Origin of the sequence: Microbacterium sorbitolivorans, from assembly GCF_003327285.1 — a bacterium.
Classification (GTDB): domain Bacteria; phylum Actinomycetota; class Actinomycetes; order Actinomycetales; family Microbacteriaceae; genus Microbacterium; species Microbacterium sorbitolivorans.
Genome location: NZ_KZ848476.1, coordinates 283,735 through 301,531, shown reverse-complemented (window position 1 = coordinate 301,531; position 17,797 = coordinate 283,735). Strand labels below are relative to the sequence as shown.

Sequence of the window (17,797 nt, the reverse complement as noted above, 5' to 3'; positions counted from 1 at the left end):
TCAGAACAAGCTAGAATGGGGTGCATGGCCCACACGCACGCTCCCGTCGACGCTCCGACGCGGCTTCGCGGCGCCGGGCTCCGGGTCACCGCCCAGCGCGTGGCCGTGCTCGAGGCGCTCTCGCAGACCGCGCACGCCGCCGTCGACGAGCTGCACGAGAGCGTGCAGCGCGAGATCCCCGGCATCGCCCTGCAGACGGTGCACGGCATCGTCAACGACTTCACGACGGCGCACGTCGCGCAGCGCGTGAGCCTTCCCGGCGCGTCGAGCGCGCTCTACGAGCTTGCGCGCGGCGATAACCATCACCACGTGCAGTGCATCGTGTGTGGCCGGGTCGAAGACGTCGAGTGCGTCGTGGGCGCGGCCCCCTGCCTCACGCCGAGCGACGCCCACGGCATGCGCATCGTCGAGGCCGCCGTCACCTTCCGCGGCATCTGCGAAGACTGCGAGTAGCTCAGCCCGCCACGAGGCGCTCGGTGCCGGCCTCGTACTCCGTCAGGTCGCCCGTCTCGCCATCGCGCGCCGCGCGCCCGCCGATGACGAGCATGTAGAAGAGAAAGGCCGCGAGCGCGACCGCGCCGATGCCGATCTTGAGCGTGGGCGCCCAGTCCTGCCGCGTGACGAAGCCCTCGATCACGCCCGAGACGGCGAGCGACAGGATGAGCCCCACGACGACCGTCGCGAGCGCCCTCCCCTCGACTGCGAGCGCGGCGCCGCGCGTGCGCGCGCCCGGTGCGATCCACGCCCAGAAGATGCGCAGCCCCGCGGCGCCCGCGACGAAGATGCTCGTCATCTCGAGCAGGCCGTGCGGCAGGATCAGCAGGATGAAGTCGTCGCCGTGGCCGTACCAGTTCATGACGGCGGCCGACGTGCCGAGACCGACGGAGTTTTGCATGATCGCGTAGACGGGCCAGATGCCGGTGATGCCGAACATGATCGTCTGCGCGGCGATCCAGGCGTTGTTCGACCACACCATGCCCGCGAACACCGACTCGGGGTGGTCGCTGTAGTAGTCGGCGAACTCGTTCTCGGCGTAGTTCTTGAGAGAGGTCTCGTCGCCGAGCGTCGCCATATACGCCGGATCCTGCTGTAGCCACCATGCGATGAGCACCGCGATCGCGAGGAAGGCGCCCGTGACCGCGAGGGTCAGCCAGCGGATCCGGTACAGCGCCGCGGGCAGCTGCCGCGCGAAGAACCGCGGCACCTGCCGGAGGACGTTATCGGGCGCGCCCGTGAGCTTGAGCCGCGCGCGGGAAAGGACGCCCGAGAGGTGATCGGCGACGGGCGAGCGGCCGACGGAGGTCTTGATGCTCGCGAGGTCTGCGGATGCGGCGCGGTACAGGTGCACGAACTCGTCGGTCTCGGCGCCCGTCAGGTGGGCGCTGCGCGCGAGGGCGTCGAGGCGATCCCACTCGGCCCGCCGTTCGTCAACCATCGCGTCGAGATTCATCGCGTCCAGCCTAATTGCTCTCTGGTTAACTGGGAGCATGACGATCTCCGGCCCGCGCGCGCTCGTAGCCGAAGACGAGATCCTCACGGGCGAGGCGGTCGCGCTCGACCGGCAGCCGCTCGGCCTCGGGCTTCGCCTGCTCGGCGGGCTCATCGACGCGGTGCTCGGCTGGATCGTCTACCTCGCGCTCGCGGTGTTCGGGGCCGGCTCGCTCGTCGACGCGGGCGTGCTCGACGCCGGCACCTACCAAATCTTCGCGATCATCGCCCTCGTCGTCTGCTTCGCGGTCGTGCCGATCACGGTCGAGACCCTCACGGGCGGCCGTAGCCTCGGCAAGCTCGCGGCGGGCGGCCGCATCGTGCGCAGCGACGGCGGCGCCATCGGCTTCCGCCATGCATTCATCCGCGGCCTGCTCGGCGTGCTCGAGGTCTATATGACCTTCGGCGGCCTCGCCCTCATCGTCGGCATGTTCACCCCGCGCGCGCAGCGGCTGGGCGATCTCATGGCGGGCACGTACAGCGAGCGGGCGCGCCGCACCCGGCTCCCGGTTCCGTCGCCCGGCGTGCCGGATCCGCTCGCCGGCTGGGCGCGGGTCGCCGACGTCGCGCGCCTCCCCGCGCGCCTCGACGCGCAGGTGACGCGCTTCGCGTCCGGATCCGGTGGGCTCTCCCCCGCCGTCCGCGCACGCATCGCGGCGGAGCTCGCGGGCGACGTCGCGCCGTACGTCACGCCGATCCCCGATGTCGCACCCGAGCTGCTCCTCCAGGGCGTCGCGGCGGTGCGCCGCGAGCGGGAGGGCCGCATGCTGCGCGCGGAGCGCGAGCGGGCCGAGATCTTCGCGGGGCAGGATCCGTTCACGGGCGCGCCCCAGCCGCGGCGCGGCGGCCCCGAGTCCTAGCCCACGCGGCCAGGCGCGCCGAAGCGGCGTCGAGCCTCAGTGGAACGGGTCGGCCCCAAGATCGTAGGGATCGCGCCCGAGGTATTCGGCCGCCGCGCCGAAGACGGCGTTCTCGATGAGCAGACGGCGGTGGAACTCGTCGGCGCGGTTGAGCGGCTGGCCGTGGGCCTTGTCGAGCCGCTCGACGACGATGCGGTGCACGACGATGAGATCGTTTGCGCGGTCGACGGTCCAGCGGGGCATGCGCTCCCCCGTGTCGCCGACGGGCAGCGAGCCGAGCTCGAAGCGCACGCCCTTGAGCTCGGGCCACTCGGTGCGCAGCATGTCGACTGCCGCGAGGAAGACCAGGTTAAAGCGGTCGTGGCGCGAGCCGATCGCCGGCAGCGGCGGCTTCGTCAGCGCGCTGCGCCCGACGCGGCCATGCCTGCCGTGGCGGGCGCTGCGGGGCTTCGGCTCTTCCTGCCGCTCACGGCGCGAGCGAGACGACCACTTCATACCTTCACTGTAGGGCCGCCGGTGATCGTGGGCATAACCCGCGCCGTACCGGCGAGCGCCAGGCGCGGCCTCGTAGGCTCGGAGTCGTGACGGAACGAATCTGCTCGAAGGTGTCGTGTAGCCGCGAGGCGGTCGCGACGCTCACCTTCGACTACGACGGCCGAATGGTCGCGCTCGGCCCGCTGGGCGCGGGCGACGACCCGCACGCGCACGACCTCTGCGCGATGCACGCCGACCGCCTCTCGGTGCCGGCGGGGTGGACGGTGCTGCGGCACGCGTCGTTCCGCACGGATCCCGCGGCGTAGGCGCTACGGCGTGACGACGACCGGATCCGGCGTCGCCGGGTCGGGCGCGATCGAGAAGCTGCCGATGCGGCCATCGTCGCTCGTGCCGGCGGCGCCGACGACGGCACCGCCCTCGATCGTGACCCGGTAGGTCTGCTGGTCGTCGACCACGATGGTCGTCGAGCGCCCGGCGGCGAGGTTCTCGCTCACGGCGTCCCCGACGTTCACGGGCGTGAGCGTGACGGTCGCGTCGTCGCCCAGCGAGGCGAAGCTGAGCGCGATCTTGCCGCCGTTTCCGGCGGGCGCCGCGACGATCGACTCGCCCGTCAGCGGCTCGCCGGGCGTGTACCAGGCGTAGTCGTTGCCTGCACTCTGGCGAACCGCCGACACGAAGGGCACGTCGCTCGTCATGCGCACGGCATAGCTGCCCTCGGGCAGCTCGTCGAAGGCGGCGCTCACGGGGATCTCGGGGACCATCTCGACGTTCGCCTCGGCGACGACCTCGCCGGTCGCCTCGTCGACGACGGCGACGTTGGCGGTGCCGCCGGCGCTCGTCGTCGCCGTGAGCTGCGCGGTCGTCGCTGCGGATCCGGCACCCGCGGTCGAGCGCGTGACGCGCACGCGCGGCACGACCGCGGTCGTCATCGGCAGCGTCGACTCTTCGAGGTCGAACCCCTGCGGCGTGAGGCCGGAGGTCGTGGTCGACTGCAGCGTCACGCGCACGGGCGCGTTGCGGCTCGTCACCCGGATCACGGGGTTCTGCTCGCCGCCCGCGATGCCGGCCACCGGCACGGCGCGCTGGCCGTGAGCCGGCACGGCGAACTCGCCGCCGGCGGGCACGGTGCGGCCCTCGACGCCGTAGACCTCGAGCGACACCGTCGCCGGCACGTCGGAGGCGTTGCCGATGATGATGACGTCGCTGACGCCCGTCTGGCCGCTCGCGCCGGCGATCCACGCCTCGGGCGCGCCGGGCCGGCACGACGAGATCGCGTAGCCGACCGTGTTGACGTCGTCGAGCATGACGGATCCGGCGCCCGCGACCGCGACCGGCTCGTCACCATCGGGCTGCTGGGTGAGGATCGTCGCGGAGCCGACGCCCTCGAGGTCGAGGTCGTCGCTGCGCTCGGGCTCCGAGCCGTTGCCGTTGCCGACCGTCAGGTCGAGGCTGCCGATGTTCGCGAGCGCCGAGGCGTCGGTCGCGTCGAGGCCGAGGCCGACGAGCGGGCCGTCGCAGGCGAGAACCGTCTCGGCGGGCGGCGGCGTGACGCTCACGTGCGGCGCGTCGGCGGATCCGCCCCACGAGGCGGGCGTGAGGCCCGGGAGGGTGCCGGTGCCGGCGAGCACCGCGGTCCCCGCGAGGGCGAGGCCGACGACGCTGCCGAGGGCGGTGCGGACGATCGTGCGCGTGCTCATCGCGTGCGCTCCTCTCGCGATTCGGTCGACACGCCAATGAGGCGCGGCTTCTGCCGGGCCTCGTCGCGCGTGCGGCGGGTGGGGATCGCGAGCAGCAGGGCGACGAGCAGGGCGATGCCCTGGCTGATGCCGACGGCCCACGCGGTCGTCGTCTCGGCGGCGCTCATGCCCGTGCGCGGCGAGGGGTCGTCCTCGACGCTCCAGAGCACGCCGCGCGGCGTCTCGCCGACGCGCGCGAAGCCCGCACGCTGGTCCATCGAGGCCTGGGCCGTGAGCGCCATGACGCGCTGCTCGGCGCCGGGCGAGGCCTGCTCGCGCAGGAGGACGAAGGTGATGCCGGCCGCCCGCACATCGTCGATGACGGTCGACGAGCTACCCGAGACGATGGCGCCGGCGAGCTGCGAGATCGCCACGTCGTCGTCGCTGACCTCGACTGCGGTGCCCTCGAGGGTCGAGGCCCCGCCGAGGGTCTCGCTCGTGCCCCACACGACCTTCGCCTCGACGCTGCCGTCGGCGAGCGGGGTGAGGATCAGCGTGCTGACCTCGCCGTCGGCGCGCGCCTGCGCCGAGACGTAGGCCGGCAGCGTCGTGTCGCTTCCGGAGTACAGGGTCGTGTCGCCGCGGTGCAGCGACGTCGCCTGCGGCACGATCGCGAGCGCCGCGCAGGCGATGACGATCGCGGCGAGCGCCCGGCGGCCACGGCGCACGCCGTCGATCGCGATGGCGCAGGCGACGATCGCGCCGAGCCAGGCGACGCTGAGGGCGGATCCGGGCCACACGGCGACGCGCACGCCGTCGACGAGCGACAGGCGCGATCCCAGGTCGATCACGGCCGTCGCGATGCCCGCGGCCGCGACCGCGAGCGAGACGACGGCGAGCCAGGTCTTGCGGGTGCTCGGGGCGAAGAGCGCGAGCAGCGCGATGGGGGCGAGCAGGATGGGCGCCCACCACACGGCTGTCCACTCGAGGCCGAGATCGGCGAAGAGCGTGGCCCACGAGGCCGGGTTGAGCACCCCGCCAGCGACGGCCGCGGCGGATCCGTGGGCGAAGTCGGCGGCGTCGGGGTCGGCGAACAGCGCCCAGGGCGTGCCGCGCGAGATCTGGCGCGCCGCGAGGGGCCAGAACATCACGATCGAGGGCACGATGACCCAGACGACGTGCGCGATGCGGCGTCGGCGGGCGCTGATCGCGACGATCAGGCCGATGAGCCACACGAGGCCGAGGACCGGCGCGAGCGAGGGCGCGCAGGCGAGCACGCCGGCGAGCAGGATCGACGCGGCGCCCGCCGTGGTCCAGGAGCGGTGGGCGGCGATGCCGGCGAAGAGAAGCCATGGCAGTAGCACGTGGGCGATGACGGCGGCGGGGCGGCCCTGCGCGAGGGCGTCCCAGAGCGGCGGGGCGAAGCCCCACAGCACGGCGAGCGCGATGCGCGCCGATGGGCGGGCCGTGATGCGCGTCGCGGCGAACCACGCGCCGAGGATCGAGAGGGGCGTCGCGAGCAGCCACAGCAGCACGAGCACGAAGCTCGGGGCGACGGGCCAGAGGGTACCGAGCAGTGCGACGACGGTCGAGAACGGATCCGCCGGACCCACCTCCGCGAGCCCCTCGGGGCGCACGCCCCAGAGGGCGTCGCGCCAGAGGTCGGCGACACTCTGCCGTAGCGGCAGGAACGCGCCGCCACCCATGGCGGGCCAGGTGAGCAGGGCGATGAACGCCGCGACGCTCACGACGAGGCCCGCGAGAACCGCCCAGGCCCCGCCGCCCGAGAAGAACTCGAGCTTGTCGGGGTTGTCGCGGCGCGGGTCGTCGGACGCCTGCTGGCGCTCGCGCATCTGCGCGGGGCCGAGGCGCAGGGCGTCGACCTGCGACCAGGATCCGGAGCGGAAGGCGCGCAGGCGCCGGCGCGAGCGCGCGACCGCGCCGAGGCGCACGAGCACCGTGAACGTCGCCATCCACTCGGGAGCCACGCGCCCGGGGCGCTTCGCGAGCAGCGCGAGCACGGTCGCCCAGACCGCGAGCGGCAGGAGGCCGAGCCACTTGAACGCGACCGAGAGCGGCGAGGCGTAGGCGAGGCGGCGGTGAAGCTGCGCGACGCGGCGGGTATAGGCGAGGCGCTGGGGCGTCTGGCGCGGCGGCCAGACGGCGATGCGCGCGTCGGGCACGAGGCTCACGCGGCGGCCGCCGAGGCGGGCGCGCACGCCCATGTCGAGGCCCTCGTCAGCGCCGAGCATGGCGCGGTCGGGCACGAGCGCCGACGCGACGTCGGCGCGCAGCAGCATGCCGCGAATGTCGGCGCCGAGCACGTCGTCGTCGCGGTCGTGCTGGCCCTGGTCGTACTCGCCCTGCGCGAGCTCGACGGTGCGGCCCGTCGACGTCATCGTCACGCCGAACGACGCGATGCGGCGTCGATCTCCCGCCCTCACGACCTTCGGCGCGGCGATCGCGACCGACGGCTGGCGCTCGAGCGCCGAGGCGAGCTTCGCGAGCGTGCCCGCCTCAGGAACGGAGTCGTCGTCGAGCAGCCACACGTGCCCCTCGGGCAGGTGCGCGAACGCCAACTCGACCGCGCCGGCGAAGCCCGTCCGCTCGGGGGAAGCGATAACGCGGTTCGCGCGGGCCGCCTCGGCGGCGGCGTGAAGCGGTGCGGGATCGCCGCGAACGACGATCGTCAGAGAGGCGACGGACTGTGACTGGGCACGGATGGCGTCGAGGGCTCGCTCAAGCCGAGCCGCTGCCGCGGTGGACGAGCGGGCGACGAGCACTGCATGAACTGGCGCGGGCATGACCTGCCCAGCCTAAGCCGGGCTACCCATGCACCCGCTCACTGACACGCTCCGAATGCTCAGGCGGTCTGCTGCTGCAGCTCCTTCTTGAGCTTGCGTCGCTCTCGCTCCGACAGGCCGCCCCAAATGCCGAAACGCTCGTCGTTGGCGAGCGCGTACTCGAGGCACTGCGCGCGCACATCGCACGACTCGCAGATGCGCTTGGCGTCTCGCGTCGAGCCGCCCTTCTCCGGAAAGAATGCCTCGGGATCAGTCTGGGCGCACAGCGCCTCGCTCTGCCATCCGAGCAGGCCCTCTTCGGCCGGCTCTGGCGCGACAACCCCGGGTACGCCGAGTTCGGCAGGATCGACGAACCAGTCGGCCGGCGCCTCTGTCTGATACTGCGATGCGGTCATGGTGTCCCTCCCCCTTAGGTATGACGTTCGCGCGAACGCCCTACCTGGGTAATTACACCTGTGTGATTCGCGAATATCAAGTCGCAGATCGTAGATGGTTCATGCGCCTCTTGAAGGTTTGCGCCGGCGCGGCGTGTCTCAGGCGCCGGGCTGAGCGACGAAAAAGTCACCCTCTCCAACGACGGTGATGGCCGATTCGTCACCCGAAATAAACACGGCCTGACCGGGCTTAAGTTCGATGGACTCCTCGGCCCCGCGCACCTCGATCGCGCCGCTCGTGCACAGCAGAATCGCCGGCAGAAGCGGCTCAATCGTTACACCGTCGAGACTCGACACGCCACGCCACAAACGGAAGTCGTCAACCGGCACGGGGTACTCGGACACGCCGTCGGACACCCGCGTCGGCTCGACGAGAGCGACGGGGCCCGAGACGCGCTCGAGCACGTGCATGAGCTCGGAAACGTCGATGTGCTTGGGCGTGAGACCGCCGCGCATCACGTTGTCGCTCGCCGCCATGATCTCGATTCCGAGGCCCGACTGGTAGGCGTGCAGCTGGCCCGCGCGAAGGAAGAGCGCCTCCCCCGGGCCGAGCGTCATGAGGTTCATGAGCAGGCCCACGACGACGCCGGGGTCGCCGGGGAACTGCTCGGCGTTGCGGCGCGCGTTCGCGATCTCGGCGTCGAACTCGTCCGAGCTCGCGCCCTCAAGCGCGGCGATGACGGCATCGACGACGTCCTGCGCGTCGCCCGACAGCAGCCAGCCGACCGACTCGGCGAGCGAGTCGTCGTCGGTGACACGCTCGAGCAGGGGCTGCGCGGCGGATCCGAGGCCCTCGAGCAGGCGGCGGGTCGCCTCGACCTCGCGGAGGCCGCACAGCGCGACGAACTCGTCACTCAGAGCCACGATCATCTCGGGCTTGTGGTTGTCGTCGGCGTAGTTGTGGGGCGCGCCCTCGGGCAGCGAGCGCTCGGCGGCGAAGCCTTCGATCGCCTGCTCGCGCGTCGGGTGCGCCTGGATCGACAGCGACTTCGTCGCGGCGAGGATCTTCAGGAGGTACGGTAGCTTCGCGTCGCCGAGGTGTGCATCGAGCGAGCGGCCGTCGACGGCGTCGGCCGGATCCGACGGGTGGTCACCGAACCACACCTCCGCCTCGGGCGCGGGCGCCTCGGGGCGGCCCTCGAGATGAGCGATGAGGGTCGTGGATCCCCAGTCGAACGGACGCGGTGCATTAGTGAGGCCGAGAAGCATGACCCCAGCCTAGGAGATACCGGGGGCGTCCACCTCTTAGGCTTAGGGGTATGGCGCAGGCGACGAAGTACCCCGTGACAGACCGCGTCCGGGCACCGGAGCGGGAGCGCTCTGCGCACCAGGCGCTCCGCGCCTACTCGATCTTCATCATGGTGAGCGCGCTCGCCTACTCCTGGTGGTTCAACCTCCTGGGCGCCGCGGGCGCCGCGGCCCTCATCGGCGGCCTCATCCTCGCGACGCTCGCGATCTGGATCCCGAGCCTCGTGCGCCGCTCGGCGTCGCGCCGCCTGCGCTGGGAGCGCCTGCCGTGGATCGCGCTCGTCTACGTCGCGCTCGCCTTCTGCTCGACGCTGTGGTCGGCGTGGCCCACCGCGAGCATCATGACGGCGGGCGTGCTCGCGGGCTTCACGATGCAGGGCATCTTTTTCGCCGACATGCTCTCGTGGTCAGACATCGTGCGGTGCATCGAGGTCGCGCTGCGGTGGATCGTCGGCGGCTCGTTCGTGTTCGAGGCGTGGGTGGCGCTCGTCGTGCGGCACCCGATCATGCCGAACTTCTTCGCGACCGAGTACGAGGGCGCGCCGGATCCGCACTGGTACTGGGTGCGCGGCAACATCTTCGACTCGTTCCTCGTGGGCGACCGCATCCAGGGCGTCGTCGGTAACTCCAACCTGCTCGGCATGCTCATGCTGCTCGCGATCATCGTGTTCTCGGTGCGGCTCTGGGTCGGAGTGAAGGGCCGCGTCACCGTCACGAAGATCGTCGAGCGGTCGCTCTGGGTGGCGCTGGCGGCCTGGATGTTCGTGCGCGCCGGATCCGCGACGACGTTCGTCGCGCTGGTGGTCGTCGCGGGCATCGCCTGCGTCGCCCTCGTCGTGCGCCGCTCGCGCACCGCACGCGGGCGCCGTAACGCCTACCTCGTGTTCTCGGCCGTCGCGGTCGCCGGGGTCGCCGTCGGCCTCCTCGCCTTCGACCGCATCTCGGGCCTCCTCGGCCGCTCGAACGGGCTCACGGGCCGCGGCGACATCTGGTCGGCCGTGTTCGAGCGCGCGTCCGAGCGGCCCGTCTTCGGCAACGGCTTCTCGTCGCCGTGGGTGCCGTGGGATCCGGCGTTCGACGGCTGGATCGTCGACCACGACATCACGGTGTTTGAGGCCCACAACATGTGGCTCGACGCCTTTCTGCAGCTCGGCGCGCTCGGCGTCGTCGTGCTCGCCTTCGTCTACGGCTCGGCCGTGTGGCGCGCGTGGTTCTTCGCCGTCGACGCCCCGCGCCTCGACGCCACGGGACCCTCGCCCTTCTCGCCGCTCTCTCTCGTTCCGCTCCTCATCCTGTGGGCCCTGCTCACGCAGGGGCTCACCGAGTCGAACCCCATGATGCTGTGGGGCTGGATGCTCGTCACGATGTTCATCGCGAAGCTACGCTTCGCGCCCGCCGTCACGTTCCCCGATCGCGATGCGGAGATCGGTTCGCCCGTATGAGCGCGATGCGGGTGCCGACGTCGCTGCCCGACCTCCTGCGGTCGGCCGCGTTCGCACGCGCCTACGCCCTCACGGCGATCGCCGCGGCGTTCCTCTCGACCGCGGTCGGCCGCGTCGCCGGCACCACGACGCTCGCGACCATCGTCACGGGGCTCGTGGTTCTCGGCGTCTCGGTGCTCGTGCTGCGCCGCGACGAGCTCTCGGTCATCGGCTTCGCGCCGACGTCGCTCGTCGCGTTCGTCGCGTGGGCGCTCATCTCGTTCTCGTGGGCGCTCGACGGCGCGCACGGGCGCGCGCTGTCGTCGTGGCTGACGCTCGCGGCCTGGACGATCGTCGCCATCACCGTCGCGCACATCCGCGACACGCTGCAGATCGTGCGCGCCGTGGGCGACGTGCTGCGCTGGCTGCTCTCGGCGTCGCTCGCGATCGAGGTGCTGTCGGGCATCATTTTCGACGCGCCGCTCGCGCGCCTCGGAGTGCAGGGCCTCATCGCCTATGGCGGCCCCGTGCAGGGCCTCTTCGCCTCGCGCAACCTGCTTGGCTTCGTCACCGTCATCGCGCTCGTGACCTTCATCATCGAGTGGCGGGCGCGGAGCGTGCCGCGCCCCGTCGCGGTCTACTCCATCGTCCTCGCCGCGCTCCTGGCGGCGTTCTCCGGCTCCCCCACCGCCCTCGTCGTCGCGGCCTTCACCCTGCTCGCGGTGCTGCTGCTCAGCCTCGCCCGCCGCACCGAGCGCGCGGCGCGCCGCCGGCTCAACGCCGTGATCGCGTCGATCGCGGGCGCCGGGATCCTGGGGCTCTGGATCCTGCACCGCCCCATCGCGCTCTTCCTCGCGAACCGCTCGGGCTTCGCGTCGCGCGTCGAGCTGTGGTCGGCGATCCGGGTGTGGATCGGGCAGCGCCCCGTCACGGGGTGGGGCTTCTTCGGTAGCTGGGAGGGCGACCCGTTCCCGACGAACATCATCGACCTCACGGTGGCGAAGGAGAACGACTCGGCGCTGAACGCCTACGTCGACGTCGTGATGCAGCTCGGCTGGGTGGGGCTGCTACTCTTCTGCGCGTTCGCGGCGCTCGCCCTCGTGCGCGCCTGGCTCGCGGGCAGCGACCGCCGATCGGTCGTCTACTCGTGGCTGCCGCTCATGCTCGTCGTCCTGCTCGTCGAGAGCGTGTTCGAGAGCTACACGCTGACGAACGTGGGCTGGTTCCTGCTCGTCATCTGCGCCGTTCGCGCCGGGCAGGAGCGATCCTGGCGCACCTCGATCGACATGACGGCGCCGATTCCGCTGCCGCCACAGCTGTCGGGCCCGCGCTGATCCCAGCGGAACGCAGGGCGCGGCCGGTAGGCTCATGGAGCCCTACCCCGCGAGATGAGTCGGAGACTCCCCATGGCATTCGTCCTGCAGAATGTGGTCTTTCCCACCGACCGCGACCCCGATCTGCTGCCGCTGTACTTCGACGCCGATTCCTGGTCGACAATCGACGCGGTGCCGGTGCGGGTCGCGACGGGGGCACACATCTCGGACGTCCTCTCGCGCCAATCGCTGCGGATCCGCGGCGGCAAGCGCACGTCGCTCGCGAGCTACTTCAACGCCTTCCCCGCCTCGTATTGGCAGCACTGGACCGCGGTGCGCCAGATCACCCTCGAGGTGCGCACCTCCGGATCCGCGACGGTGCTCGTGTACCGGTCCAACGGATCCGGTGTGCAGCAGCGCATCGAGGCCGCCGAGGTCTCGGGCGAGGCGGTCTCGACCTTCGAGATCCCGCTGACGCAGTTCTCGGCCGGCGGCTGGATCTGGTTCGACATCGTCGCCGGCGACAGCGACGTGACCCTTGATGGCGCCACCTGGTCGACCGAGCAGGAGCCCGCCCGCACGGGCAAGGCGTCGCTCGGCATCACGACCTACAACAAGCCGACGTACTGCGTCGAGACGCTCGAGGCGCTCAGCGAGAGCCCCGGCGTGCTCGAGGTCGTCGACCGCATCTTCCTCATCGACCAGGGCACCGACCGCGTCGACGCGCAGCCCGCGTTCCCCGCTGTGAGCGCGTCGCTCGGCGAGACGCTGCAGGTCATCACGCAGCGCAACCTCGGCGGATCCGGCGGCTTCGCCCGCGCGATGCACGAGACGATGAAGCGCGACGAGAGCGACTTCGTGCAGCTCCTCGACGACGACGTGAAGATCGAGCCGGAGTCGATCCGCCGCTCGATCCTCTTCGGCCGCTACGCGACGAAGCCGGTCATCGTCGGCGCGCACATGTTCGACCTGCTCGATCGCCCGCGCCTGCACGCGTGGGCCGAGGTCATCGACGAGATGCCCTTCATGTGGCGCACGCTCTACCAGGAGCAGATGCCGCACGACTTCCGCGAGCAGAACCTGCGCCAGGCGCAGCTGCTGCACATGCGCATGGACGCCGACTACAACGGCTGGTGGATGTGCCTCATCCCGAAGGCCGTCATCAAGGAGACGGGCCTGCCGCTGCCGGCGTTCATCAAGTGGGACGACGCCGAGTACTCGGTGCGCGCCCGCGAGCGCGGCTTCCCGACCGTGACCCTGCCGGGCGCCGCGCTCTGGCACGTGTCGTGGGTCGGCAAGGACGACTCGATCGACTGGCAGGCGTACTTCCACGCCCGCAACCGCATCGTCGCGGGCCTCCTGCACTCGACGAAGCCCCAGGGCGGCACGCTCCTGCGCCACAGCCAGCGCGTCGACCTCAAGCACCTCATGATGATGCAGTACTACCCCGCGGCGCTGCGCAACCTCGCGCTCCGCGACATCCTGAGCGGCCCGGATCACATGCGAAAGACGCTCGCGACGCGCATGCCGCTCGCGCGGAAGATCGCGAAGAAGTACCCCGAGACGATCGTGCATAAGGATCCGGACGAGGTGCTGTACTCGGTCAAGGGCCGGCAGGTGTTCGCGCTCCGCAAGCGCGGCGACGTCGGCAACCCGACGGGCCTCACCCTCCGCCTCTTCACCGCGAAGTCGCTCATCCGCCACCTGCTGACGAAGCCCGCGGCGCGGTTCGTCGAAACGCCCGAGGTGGAGTTCGGCAAGGAGGACGCCGAGTGGTGGCGCGTGCCGCACGTCGACTCGGCCCTCGTGTCGGCGGCCGACGGATCCGGCAAGCAGATTTACGTGCGCGACCGGGAGACGTTCCGCAAGATGCTCTTCGACTCGATGCGCCTGCACCGCAAGCTGAAGAAGCAGTGGCCGAAGCTCGCCCGCGAGTACCGTGAGGCTCTGCCGAGCCTCGTAGCGGAGAATGAGTGGATGACCGATTTCGAGGCCAAGGCATGACCGCGCCCGCAAACCCGGCCCCCGCTACCCCGGCGAGCTTCGACCCGGCGAGCGCGACGATCGTCATCGTCACGTTCAACCGTTCGGGCCTGCTGACGCGCGCGCTGACGTCGATCGGCACGATGGATCCGAAGCCGGGTCGCGTCGTCGTCATCGACAACGCGTCGGTCGACGACACGACCGAGGTCGTCGAGTCGCTGCGCGAGCAGCTGGGCACCGAGCTCGTCTACCGCCGCCTCGAGACCAACACGGGCGGCGCGGGCGGCTTCAGCGCGGGCATGGAGACGGCCTACGAGCTGGGCTCCGAGTGGATCTGGCTCATGGACGACGACGTCGAGGTTCTGCCCGACGGCCTCGCCCGCATGGGCGCCTGGACCCCGCGCTTCCGCCACATCCAGGGCCGCCGCTACGACTACGACGGCTCCGAGTTCTACTGGCAGTACCGCGTGTCGACGTCGCTCGGCATCCCGATCCCCTTCGCCCCCGCGGGCTTCGACGAGTCGGGCTACCGCGAGATGAACTCGGGCTGCTTCGAGGGAATGTTCATCCACCGCTCGCTCGTACAGAAGCTCGGGCTGCCGGATCCGCGGTTCTTCATCTACTGGGACGACACGATCTACGGCTACCTGGCGAGCCGCCACGAGCCGTGCGTGATCGTCGACGAGTTCGTGCTGCAGCGCACGCGCGAGATCAAGCAGTGGGACATGGGCACGCGCCACCTCAACGCGTCGAGCGACACGTACCGCTACTACATCATGCGCAACCGCGGCATCATGGCCCACTACTACCGCGCTCACGGCGACTACCGCCCGTTCGCCTTCGCCGTCGGCACGGCCGCGACGTTCGCGAAGGAGCTCATCCGCCTGGGCTTCGTCGAGCGCAAGGTCACGAAGACCGGGTGGAACAACCTGTGGCGCGGAATGCGCGACGCGTGGCGACTCTCGCGCGACAAGAATTTCGAGATCATGGCTCCGCTGGCACAATAGCGTCATGCTGGAAATCGCCGACGACGCGAAGATCGACGACAACGTCGTCTTCAACCACGGTGCCTCCGCGACGATCCGCATCGGATCCGCGACCCGCATCTACCGCGGCGGCGAGTTCACGGGCGAGATCTCGATCGGCGCCGACGTCTTCATCAACCGCGACTGCTACGTGCGGCCGCACACCACGATCGGCGACCGCGTGAACATGGGGCCGTTCGTGCGCCTCATCACCGACACCCACGACGTGGGAACGCACGAGCGCCGCGCCGGCGCCGTGCGGCACGACCCGATCGCGATCGGCGACGGCTCCTGGATCGGCGCGAGCGCGACCGTGCTCGCGGGCGTCTCCATCGGATCCGGTGCCGTCGTCGCGGCGGGCGCCGTCGTGACGGAGGACGTGCCCGATGACGTCGTCGTCGCGGGCGTGCCGGCGCGCATCGTCAAGCGGCTCGGGCGCTGATCCGGCCTTCTGAGGGGGAAACCATGTCTGATAGCTCGAACCCGTACGACCCGCAGCGATCCACGTTCCCGTGGCAGGACGACGCGGACAAGGACGACGTCTGGAACGACGCCGAGCCCGTCGTGCCGCTGAACCCGCCGCCGGCGGTCACCCAGCCCGAGCCGGGCGAGGGCCCCGCGGCCGCGCCGCAGGCGTACGCGCCGCCCGCGCAGTACGGGCAAGCGCAGGCAGGACAGCCGCAGTACGGGCAGACACAGTACGGCCAGGCGCCTTATGGTCAGGCCTCGTACGGCCAGGCACAGCAGCCCGGGGCCGGCCAGTACGGCGCGCAGCAGGGCCAGGCCGGCTACGCGACGCCCGCGGCGTACGGCCAGGGATCCGCGCCCGCTTTCGGCCGCCAGCCCGTCGCCGGCCAGCCGCAGCCGGGCCACGACTACCAGCGGGGCGTCGCGCCCTACGGCCAGGGCTCCTACGGCTACCCGCAGGCCCGCACCGACGGACGCCCGAAGGGCCTCGCGATCACGGCTCTCGTGTTCGCGATCACGGGCTTCATGACGAGCCTGCTCTACATCGGCTTCCCGCTCGCGGTCGCCGGCCTCATCATGGGCATCATCTCGCTCGCCAGGAAGCTCGGCGGCAAGGGCATGTCGATCGCGGCCGTCTCGGTCGCCACGGCGACGCTCCTCTGGGGCGTCGTGCTCATCATGATCTTCTGGGCGGCGACCGCGCTGTCCGAGTCCGGGATCTCTTAGGACCCCGCGCCCGGGTCGGGAATTTAGTACCCGACCTCGGGCGAACGCCAGCCGCGCCACTGCTCGAACGCGCCCTGCACGAGCTGCGAGGCCGTGCGCTCCCACGTGTGCTTGGACGCGTGGCGGATGTACATGTAGCCGAGGCTCTGCACGCGGTACCCGACGCCGCCCTGCGTCTCGACGCGCACGAGCACCGAGCGGTCGGTCGAGTTCGGGGTGGGGCGCCAGCCGCCGAGCGCGTCGAACGCCGAGCGCGAAAGCAGCATGGCGCCGCCCGCGAGCTGGTCGTGGTACCGCTCGGTCGCGAAGGTGCGGTGCACCGTCTGGCCGACCTCTTCGAAGTAGAGGTACTCGGTCGTCTTGCCGACGACGTCGGCGCGCGAGTACAGGTGCGCGAGAACGAGGTCCGAGATGTGGTGCTCGCTGTACCAGTCGTCGTCGTCGAGCTTCGTGATGAGGTCGCCCGACGAGCGGCGCACGCCCTCGGCGAGCGCGGCGCCGAAGAGCACCGTATTCGGCACCTCGACGACGGTGTAGTCGAGCCCCTCGAGGTCGACGCTGTCGAGCGAGGGCGCCGGAACGCCGTGCGCGACGACGATGACCTCGAAGTGCGCGTAGGTCTGCTTCGCCATCATCTGCAGCACGCCGGGGATGAGCTCGCTGCGCATCGTCGAGAGGATCACGCTGACGCTCGGCAGATAGCGCTCGCCCGTCTTGGCGGTGATCGCCGAGGCGAGGCGGAAGTAACCGGCGTGCTCGCGCATCGCGATGCGGCGGGCCTCGACCTGGCGCAGCTCGCGGTCGAGACCCATCGACTGCGTGTACGGGCGGCGGATGACGTCGACGAGCTCGGGCGCGAGCGCCTCGGGCGCGATCTCGACCGAGTCGGCGAGCGAGTGCAGGATCGTGTCGGTCGCGGCGATCTCGGCGAAGCGGGCCGCCAGGCCCTCGGGGAGCTCGGGGATCCCGGCGAGCGAGATGCTCTCGACGCCGCGCAGCGCGCGAACGACCGAGGCGGGCAGCGGGCGGCGCACGTCGAACTCGATGGGCTCGCCCGCGCCCTCGATCGTGACGATGCGGGCGCGGCCGCCGAGCAGGACGAGCCGGCGAGCGGGGCGCGAGGGCTTAAAGAGCAGCTCGCGGCCGATGGGGTTGTGCACGTTGAGGTCGATCGCGGGAAGCTCGGTGCGGGGGGATCCGTGGAGCGCCTCGGCGGTCGGGATGTGGTGCGTCGCGAGCTCGTCGGCGAGGCGCGCGGGGCCGCCGATCAGCACGTCGGCGCGCATGAGGCCGACGCCCTGCAGGCGGCCGACCATGGCCTCGACGGGCGGGACCGTCGGCGTCGGCAGGAGCGACAGCGTGCCCTCGCCCGCGCCGGCCGCGATCGCGACGAGTGGGAAGCCCGCGCCAGCGAAGGGCGTGCTGGGCGTGAAGACCGGAATCAGCGCGTTCGCGATCTCGGCGATGCTCGTCAAGCGCGCGGTGCGGACGATCGCGGTCGCGCCGCCCGCGGGGGCGTCGAAGCGCAGCTCGTAGCCGTCGAGGTGGCGGATCTGGCCGAGGCGGCCGCGCCAGCGCGGAACGGGCGCCTCGAAGCGCTGGATGCGCACCTCGAGCTCGGTCGTGCGCAGCCCGGGGTTGCGCGGCAGCGCCAGGTGGCGCAGCAGCGACGGATCCGGGATCTCGATGCGCAGCGGCGAGACGGGAGCGGCTTCGACCCCGACGAGCGCCTCGACGGCCTCCGGGGTGTCGAGGCGGCGGACGACGCTCTCGGGGGTGGCGCTGCGGGCACGACGCATTCGGTACTCCTGAATCGAAGGGCGCGGAAACGGGTGCTCTCAGGCTACCCGCGGGGT

General features: G+C 71.3%; 16 protein-coding genes. 9 read left to right on the top strand and 7 right to left on the bottom strand.

The window, feature by feature from the left end:
- Window positions 1–24 precede the first annotated feature (24 nt).
- Window positions 25–453 (top strand): Fur family transcriptional regulator, encoded by a 429-nt coding sequence (locus tag DTO57_RS12880; RefSeq protein WP_114118631.1) that lies wholly within the window; start codon window positions 25–27, stop codon window positions 451–453.
- Window position 454: 1 nt separating this feature from the next.
- On the opposite strand, the gene DTO57_RS12875 is transcribed toward DTO57_RS12880, so the two are convergent.
- Window positions 455–1,450, bottom strand: coding sequence for a stage II sporulation protein M (locus tag DTO57_RS12875; RefSeq protein ID WP_114118630.1), 996 nt, complete (start codon window positions 1,448–1,450; stop codon window positions 455–457).
- A gap of 37 nt (window positions 1,451–1,487) precedes the next feature.
- On the opposite strand from DTO57_RS12875, the gene DTO57_RS12870 reads away from it, so the two are divergent.
- Window positions 1,488–2,348, top strand: coding sequence for an RDD family protein (locus tag DTO57_RS12870; protein WP_114118629.1), 861 nt, complete (start codon window positions 1,488–1,490; stop codon window positions 2,346–2,348).
- Window positions 2,349–2,384: 36 nt separating this feature from the next.
- Here DTO57_RS12870 and DTO57_RS12865 read toward each other — a convergent pair whose 3' ends face one another.
- Window positions 2,385–2,843 (bottom strand): hypothetical protein, encoded by a 459-nt coding sequence (locus tag DTO57_RS12865; RefSeq protein ID WP_229730585.1) that lies wholly within the window; start codon window positions 2,841–2,843, stop codon window positions 2,385–2,387.
- A gap of 86 nt (window positions 2,844–2,929) precedes the next feature.
- Between DTO57_RS12865 and DTO57_RS12860 the strand changes: the two genes are divergently transcribed.
- Window positions 2,930–3,148 carry a DUF3499 family protein gene (locus DTO57_RS12860; protein ID WP_114118628.1) on the top strand — a complete coding sequence of 73 codons (219 nt, stop codon included), beginning with the start codon at window positions 2,930–2,932 and terminating at the stop codon, window positions 3,146–3,148.
- Window positions 3,149–3,151: 3 nt separating this feature from the next.
- On the opposite strand, the gene DTO57_RS12855 is transcribed toward DTO57_RS12860, so the two are convergent.
- From DTO57_RS12855 to manA, 4 genes are all read right to left on the bottom strand, one after another.
- On the bottom strand, window positions 3,152–4,540 hold the full coding sequence (locus DTO57_RS12855; RefSeq protein ID WP_114118627.1) for a DUF5719 family protein: 1,389 nt from the start codon (window positions 4,538–4,540) through the stop codon (window positions 3,152–3,154).
- The gene (locus DTO57_RS12850; RefSeq protein WP_114118626.1) at window positions 4,537–7,323 is read right to left on the bottom strand and encodes a glycosyltransferase; all 2,787 of its coding nucleotides are present in this window, start codon (window positions 7,321–7,323) and stop codon (window positions 4,537–4,539) included. Before DTO57_RS12850 ends, DTO57_RS12855 begins: the two co-directional genes overlap by 4 nt.
- A gap of 59 nt (window positions 7,324–7,382) precedes the next feature.
- Entirely contained in the window at window positions 7,383–7,718 is a 336-nt protein-coding gene (locus DTO57_RS12845) for a WhiB family transcriptional regulator (RefSeq protein ID WP_114118625.1), read from the bottom strand.
- A gap of 138 nt (window positions 7,719–7,856) precedes the next feature.
- Window positions 7,857–8,966 (bottom strand): mannose-6-phosphate isomerase, class I, encoded by a 1,110-nt coding sequence (manA, locus tag DTO57_RS12840; protein WP_114118624.1) that lies wholly within the window; start codon window positions 8,964–8,966, stop codon window positions 7,857–7,859.
- 50 nt (window positions 8,967–9,016) lie between these two features.
- Here manA and DTO57_RS12835 point away from each other — a divergent pair, with 50 nt between their 5' ends.
- The 6 genes from DTO57_RS12835 (at window position 9,017) to DTO57_RS12810 (ending at window position 15,941) form a co-directional block, all read left to right on the top strand.
- A complete protein-coding gene (locus DTO57_RS12835; protein WP_114118623.1) occupies window positions 9,017–10,447 on the top strand; it encodes an O-antigen ligase family protein in 1,431 nt (476 codons plus the stop codon).
- On the top strand, window positions 10,444–11,760 hold the full coding sequence (locus tag DTO57_RS12830; RefSeq protein ID WP_114118622.1) for an O-antigen ligase family protein: 1,317 nt from the start codon (window positions 10,444–10,446) through the stop codon (window positions 11,758–11,760). The genes DTO57_RS12835 and DTO57_RS12830 overlap by 4 nt, the downstream gene beginning before the upstream one ends.
- Window positions 11,761–11,832: 72 nt before the next feature.
- Window positions 11,833–13,743 (top strand): glycosyltransferase, encoded by a 1,911-nt coding sequence (locus tag DTO57_RS12825; RefSeq protein WP_114118621.1) that lies wholly within the window; start codon window positions 11,833–11,835, stop codon window positions 13,741–13,743.
- Window positions 13,740–14,729 (top strand): glycosyltransferase, encoded by a 990-nt coding sequence (locus DTO57_RS12820; protein ID WP_114118620.1) that lies wholly within the window; start codon window positions 13,740–13,742, stop codon window positions 14,727–14,729. Before DTO57_RS12825 ends, DTO57_RS12820 begins: the two co-directional genes overlap by 4 nt.
- Window positions 14,730–14,733: 4 nt before the next feature.
- Window positions 14,734–15,189 (top strand): DapH/DapD/GlmU-related protein, encoded by a 456-nt coding sequence (locus DTO57_RS12815; RefSeq protein WP_114118619.1) that lies wholly within the window; start codon window positions 14,734–14,736, stop codon window positions 15,187–15,189.
- Window positions 15,190–15,212: 23 nt separating this feature from the next.
- Window positions 15,213–15,941: a DUF4190 domain-containing protein gene (locus DTO57_RS12810; RefSeq protein ID WP_114118618.1), complete on the top strand. Its 729-nt coding sequence runs from the start codon at window positions 15,213–15,215 to the stop codon at window positions 15,939–15,941.
- A 23-nt stretch (window positions 15,942–15,964) separates the two neighbouring features.
- On the opposite strand, the gene DTO57_RS12805 is transcribed toward DTO57_RS12810, so the two are convergent.
- Window positions 15,965–17,740 carry a glycosyltransferase family 2 protein gene (locus DTO57_RS12805; protein ID WP_114118617.1) on the bottom strand — a complete coding sequence of 592 codons (1,776 nt, stop codon included), beginning with the start codon at window positions 17,738–17,740 and terminating at the stop codon, window positions 15,965–15,967.
- Window positions 17,741–17,797: the final 57 nt, after the last annotated feature.

Excerpts from the sequence above, each read along its gene's own strand:
- DTO57_RS12880 (WP_114118631.1), top strand. The coding sequence starts at position 25 with ATGGCCCACACGCACGCTCCCGTCGACGCTCCGACGCGGCTTCGCGGC.
- DTO57_RS12875 (WP_114118630.1), bottom strand. The coding sequence starts at position 1,450 with ATGAATCTCGACGCGATGGTTGACGAACGGCGGGCCGAGTGGGATCGC.
- DTO57_RS12870 (WP_114118629.1), top strand. The coding sequence starts at position 1,488 with ATGACGATCTCCGGCCCGCGCGCGCTCGTAGCCGAAGACGAGATCCTC.
- DTO57_RS12865 (WP_229730585.1), bottom strand. The coding sequence starts at position 2,843 with ATGAAGTGGTCGTCTCGCTCGCGCCGTGAGCGGCAGGAAGAGCCGAAG.
- DTO57_RS12855 (WP_114118627.1), bottom strand. The coding sequence starts at position 4,540 with ATGAGCACGCGCACGATCGTCCGCACCGCCCTCGGCAGCGTCGTCGGC.
- DTO57_RS12850 (WP_114118626.1), bottom strand. The coding sequence starts at position 7,323 with ATGCCCGCGCCAGTTCATGCAGTGCTCGTCGCCCGCTCGTCCACCGCG.
- DTO57_RS12845 (WP_114118625.1), bottom strand. The coding sequence starts at position 7,718 with ATGACCGCATCGCAGTATCAGACAGAGGCGCCGGCCGACTGGTTCGTC.
- manA (WP_114118624.1), bottom strand. The coding sequence starts at position 8,966 with ATGCTTCTCGGCCTCACTAATGCACCGCGTCCGTTCGACTGGGGATCC.
- DTO57_RS12835 (WP_114118623.1), top strand. The coding sequence starts at position 9,017 with ATGGCGCAGGCGACGAAGTACCCCGTGACAGACCGCGTCCGGGCACCG.
- DTO57_RS12830 (WP_114118622.1), top strand. The coding sequence starts at position 10,444 with ATGAGCGCGATGCGGGTGCCGACGTCGCTGCCCGACCTCCTGCGGTCG.
- DTO57_RS12825 (WP_114118621.1), top strand. The coding sequence starts at position 11,833 with ATGGCATTCGTCCTGCAGAATGTGGTCTTTCCCACCGACCGCGACCCC.
- DTO57_RS12820 (WP_114118620.1), top strand. The coding sequence starts at position 13,740 with ATGACCGCGCCCGCAAACCCGGCCCCCGCTACCCCGGCGAGCTTCGAC.
- DTO57_RS12815 (WP_114118619.1), top strand. The coding sequence starts at position 14,734 with ATGCTGGAAATCGCCGACGACGCGAAGATCGACGACAACGTCGTCTTC.
- DTO57_RS12810 (WP_114118618.1), top strand. The coding sequence starts at position 15,213 with ATGTCTGATAGCTCGAACCCGTACGACCCGCAGCGATCCACGTTCCCG.
- DTO57_RS12805 (WP_114118617.1), bottom strand. The coding sequence starts at position 17,740 with ATGCGTCGTGCCCGCAGCGCCACCCCCGAGAGCGTCGTCCGCCGCCTC.